This window comes from Pseudoalteromonas sp., from assembly GCF_041613455.1.
In the GTDB taxonomy this organism is placed as follows: domain Bacteria; phylum Pseudomonadota; class Gammaproteobacteria; order Enterobacterales; family Alteromonadaceae; genus Pseudoalteromonas.
Genome location: NZ_JBFJHD010000237.1, coordinates 1 through 4,335, shown reverse-complemented (window position 1 = coordinate 4,335; position 4,335 = coordinate 1). Strand labels below are relative to the sequence as shown.

General features: G+C 44.0%; 6 protein-coding genes. All 6 read left to right on the top strand.

Annotated features, from left to right (window positions below):
- On the top strand, window positions 1-369 hold a 369-nt coding region (gene flgB, locus ABYB02_RS15055), incomplete at its 5' end, for a flagellar basal body rod protein FlgB (protein WP_372763222.1).
- 2 nt (window positions 370-371) lie between these two features.
- Window positions 372-803, top strand: coding sequence for a flagellar basal body rod protein FlgC (flgC, locus tag ABYB02_RS15050; protein ID WP_372763221.1), 432 nt, complete (start codon window positions 372-374; stop codon window positions 801-803).
- A gap of 13 nt (window positions 804-816) precedes the next feature.
- Entirely contained in the window at window positions 817-1,494 is a 678-nt protein-coding gene (locus tag ABYB02_RS15045; RefSeq protein WP_372763220.1) for a flagellar hook assembly protein FlgD, read from the top strand.
- 58 nt (window positions 1,495-1,552) lie between these two features.
- Window positions 1,553-2,911 carry a flagellar hook protein FlgE gene (gene flgE, locus ABYB02_RS15040; RefSeq protein WP_372763219.1) on the top strand — a complete coding sequence of 453 codons (1,359 nt, stop codon included), beginning with the start codon at window positions 1,553-1,555 and terminating at the stop codon, window positions 2,909-2,911.
- A gap of 231 nt (window positions 2,912-3,142) precedes the next feature.
- Window positions 3,143-3,886 carry a flagellar basal body rod protein FlgF gene (locus ABYB02_RS15035; protein WP_372763218.1) on the top strand — a complete coding sequence of 248 codons (744 nt, stop codon included), beginning with the start codon at window positions 3,143-3,145 and terminating at the stop codon, window positions 3,884-3,886.
- 21 nt (window positions 3,887-3,907) lie between these two features.
- Window positions 3,908-4,335, top strand: a 428-nt coding sequence (locus tag ABYB02_RS15030; RefSeq protein WP_372763217.1) for a flagellar hook-basal body complex protein, incomplete at its 3' end; no start/stop codon positions are given.

Below are 4,335 nucleotides of genomic sequence, written 5' to 3'. Positions count from 1 at the left end.
GCTATGTTGATCCGTTCGCAACGAGCCGAGTTGCTCGCTACTAATATCGCTAATGCTGATACGCCGGGCTATAAGGCAAAAGATATTGATTTTGCCTCGGCGCTTAAAGCGGCAAGGTCACAGCAGCAAAGCGGCAATAGCATGGTGAGAACCAATGAAAAACACCTTGCCGGTGGCAGTCGCCAAGTGGGCGGAAATGAATTATTTCGCAATGCAAATCAATCAGATACTGGTGATGGTAACTCAGTTGATATACAAGTGGAACGAAACTTGTATGCACAGAATGCGATGGAGTATCAGGCCAGCTTACAATTTTTAAGTGGTAAATTTAAAGGCCTGAAAAAAGCACTCGGTAGCCAAGGAGCTTAATTATGAGTTTATATAATGTTTTTGATATTGCTGGTTCGGGTATGAGCGCGCAAAACGTGCGTTTGAATACCACCGCCAGTAATATTTCCAATGCCAATACAATAAGTTCTTCTCAAGATAAAACCTACCGAGCGCGACAACCTGTATTTGCCGCTGAGCTAACTAAAGCCTCAGCATCAGCAAGTAACTCGCAGGGCTCTGCTGTTGGCGTTAAAGTACTGGGAATTGTTGAAAGTAACAAACCCTTACAAATTGAGTATAACCCCAATCACCCCAGTGCGGATGAAAATGGCTATATCTACAAACCCAACGTGAATGTTGTTGAGGAGATGGCAAACATGATTTCTGCCTCTCGTTCGTATCAAACAAATGTGCAAGTTGCCGATGCAGCTAAGCAAATGTTAAGCAAAACGCTGCTATTAGGTCAGCGATAACAGAGGGTAGGTTATGAGTAACGATATTAGTACATCTTCATCCTATTTAGATTCGCTGCGCTGGCAAGAAAAACAAGCTGTGAGCAAAGATAAAAGCGCTGCGCTCACGCAAGAAGATTTTTTCTCATTGCTAACGCAACAGTTGTCGTTTCAAGATCCCAGTAAACCTGCTGATAACGATCAGATGATTGCCCAAATGACTAATTTTACCATGGCAGAGGGGATCTCAAATTTAAATGCCAACTTTCAATCGTTAGCATCGTCAATGACCTCTAACTCAGCATTACAAGCCTCTACCTTAGTGGGTAAACAAGCCTTGTTAGAATCGAGTAGTTTAGAGCTTGATGGCGTAGGGGATTCTAAGGGCGCGATAATTGCTGAAAAACCCGTTGAAAGCTTAATTTTACGCATCGAAGATGAATCTGGACAGTTAGTTAAAAGTATTGATTTAGGGGCACAGCCCGCAGGTCCGGTGCGTTTTGCATGGGATGGTAAAAACGAAGCGGGTGAACGACTTCCTCCCGGCAGTTATAAGATTAAAGCTGAAGGCAGTACGGGGGGGGAATTTTCTAGTTTACCCACCGCAACATTCAAAAATATTGAAAGTGTTAATATTAATGGCGCAAATGGCATCGTTATTAACACCAAAGAAGGCGCGGTTAGGCTGACAGATGTCGCAGAAATCGCGTAATAACTATATGTATTTTCATTAGCCAGCGGGCTAAAGATCAACAATTTAGAGGTGAATTATGAGCTTTAACATTGCATTATCAGGCCTTGCTGCAGCCCAAAAAGATTTAAACGTAACCGCAAATAATATTGCCAACGTCAACACGACCGGTTTTAAAGAGTCGCGCGCCGAGTTTGCTGATGTATATGCTTCATCAGTATTTAGCTCAGGTAAAACAAAAACGGGTAATGGTGTACAAACGACCACTGTAGCACAGCAGTTTCATCAAGGTTCGTTACAGTTTACTAATAACTCATTAGACTTAGCGATTACCGGTGAAGGCTACTTTGCCACTAGCCAAGATTTAGGCTCGCAAGATTTTACTTACACCCGAGCCGGCGCATTTAAGCTCAATAAAGACAACTTTATTGTGGATGCTAATGGCAGCTATTTACAAGGGTTTCCTGTTGATGTAACTACTGGCGATAATACCTCTGTGAGCTTAAGTACTTCATCGGCGATACAAATACCTGATTCGTCTGGTTCGCCCCGCGCAACAAATAGTGTATATAGCTCGTTTAACTTAGACTCACGCTCAATCGCACCTACTTTGCCTTTTGAGCCAACAGAAAGCGCTACTTATAATTCATCTACTTCTACCACAGTTTATGACTCACTCGGGGAGCCACATGTATTACAGTTATTTTTTGTAAAAACAGATCCGGCTGTAAATGATAATGAATGGAAAGTACATGCAACCCTTGATGGTAAAGCGTTTGGTGCAAACGGGGTAGAACAAACCGCTGCACCATATACTCCCATCACCACCTTTAAATTTAATTCAAGTGGATTACCAGAAAGTACCGACGGTATAGCCAATGTAGGTAACACATTTAATCCGTTATCAATTACAGGCGGCGGCGTGGGTACACCAGGCCTTTCTGACTTGCTAAATAATGGTGCGACTTTTCCTGCTAGCGTAGAAATTAACTGGCGCGATCAAGTCGGTACAGCAAATAAAGTACCGTCTCAATATGCGAGTCGTTTTGAAGTAAAAGCACTGGAGCAAGATGGGGCTACGGTAGGGCGTTTAGCGGGTATTGATATTGGTACAAATGGCAAAGTGGTTGCGTCATACAGCAATGGCGATTCAACCTTTTTAGGCCAAGTAGCCATGGTGCGCTTTTCAAACTCACAAGGGTTACAACAAGTGGGCAGTACCGGCTGGAAAAAAAGCCTAACCTCAGGTGATCCGATTGCTGGTGAACCAAGCTCAGGTACTTTAGGAAATATCAACTCGTCGGCGCTTGAGCAGTCAAATGTTAACTTAACCAACGAACTGGTTGACTTAATTAGCGCGCAGCGTAACTTCCAAGCGAATTCACGTGCGCTTGAAGTGAACTCAACCATTCAGCAAAGTATCTTACAGATCCGCTAATTAAACTAATTCATTTTATTTATAAAGGCTGCTTAATTGCAGCCTTTTTTGTTTATAAGATCAGGTTTCAGACATCAGGTATCAACCTAGAACCTAGCCCCTAATACCTATAACTTCTGCAGCTAGCGGTGGTATATCACATTACTTGGCGCTGCGATTTTACTGTTGTATTTAACATGGCACCTATATTGCATTTAATCCAACAGAGATTTTTACAGGTGAGTCGATGTTATGGATAAAATGGTCTATATAGCGGCCTCAGGGGCTAAGCAAAGCTTGATGGGGTTGGCACTTAAAGCCAATAATTTGGCGAATGCTAATACCACTGGGTTTAAAGCCGACTTTGCACAAGCGCGTTCAATGCAAGCATTTGGTGAAGGCTTACCTACTCGCGTGTTTGCCATGCAAGAGCGCCCCGGTTCCGATATGACATCGGGCGGCATAATGCAAACAGGTCGTAATTTGGATATTGCCATGAGCGACAACGCGTGGCTAAGCGTACAAGATGCATCGGGTAACGAAGCATACACTAAGGTAGGTACGCTCAACATAACGGCCCAGGGTATGCTGGTGACCAGTGGCGGTCGCCAAGTGATTGGCGAAGGTGGCCCGGTGATATTACCTGTGCCTATCGAAAAAATTGAATTTAGTGAAGACGGCGCTATTCAAGTACGCCCCCAAGGCGCGCCCGCTAACTTTTTAGAAGAGGTCGACCGCTTAAAAGTGGTTGAAGCCAATAGTGCCATGCTTGAAAAAGGCAATGATGGCCTGTTTAGACCTAAAGCCAATCAAACAGTTGAAACCTCGGCCAATGTCAAAGTGATCAGTGGTGCATTAGAGGCGTCTAACGTGAACCCGGTGCACGAAATGGTCGATATGATCAGCCATCAACGCCAATTTGAATTACAAGTAAAGCTAATGAAAACCGCTGAAGAAATTGACGAACGTCAAGACCAGCTGTTGCGCATAGTTTAACTTTAACATGAGGATATCATTATGAATCCAGCATTGTGGATCAGTAAAACCGGGCTTGACGCCCAGCAAACCGACATCGCGGTTATTTCAAATAACTTAGCCAATGCCAGTACCGTAGGCTATAAAAAAAGCCGCGCTATTTTTGAAGATTTACTCTATCAAAATATTAACCAACCGGGTGGGCGCTCGTCGCAAGATACCGAAATGCCATCGGGTTTAATGCTAGGTGCCGGCGCAAAGGTGGTGGCCAACCAAAAAAACTTTTCGCAAGGTAATATGCTGACCACTGAAAACTCACTCGATTGGATGATTTCTGGCCCTGGATTTTTTGAAGTACTGCAACCTGATGGCAATATTGCCTACTCGCGTAATGGTCAATTTACTACCGATGGTGATGGCCGAATCGTTACTTCTGGCGCGGGTTACCCAGTGCAGCCCGAAATGAACGT

Bases quoted from the DNA above. Each gene is read 5' to 3' on its own strand.
- flgE (WP_372763219.1), top strand. From the start codon at position 1,553: ATGAGCTTTAACATTGCATTATCAGGCCTTGCTGCAGCCCAAAAAGAT.
- ABYB02_RS15045 (WP_372763220.1), top strand. From the start codon at position 817: ATGAGTAACGATATTAGTACATCTTCATCCTATTTAGATTCGCTGCGC.
- flgC (WP_372763221.1), top strand. From the start codon at position 372: ATGAGTTTATATAATGTTTTTGATATTGCTGGTTCGGGTATGAGCGCG.
- ABYB02_RS15035 (WP_372763218.1), top strand. From the start codon at position 3,143: ATGGATAAAATGGTCTATATAGCGGCCTCAGGGGCTAAGCAAAGCTTG.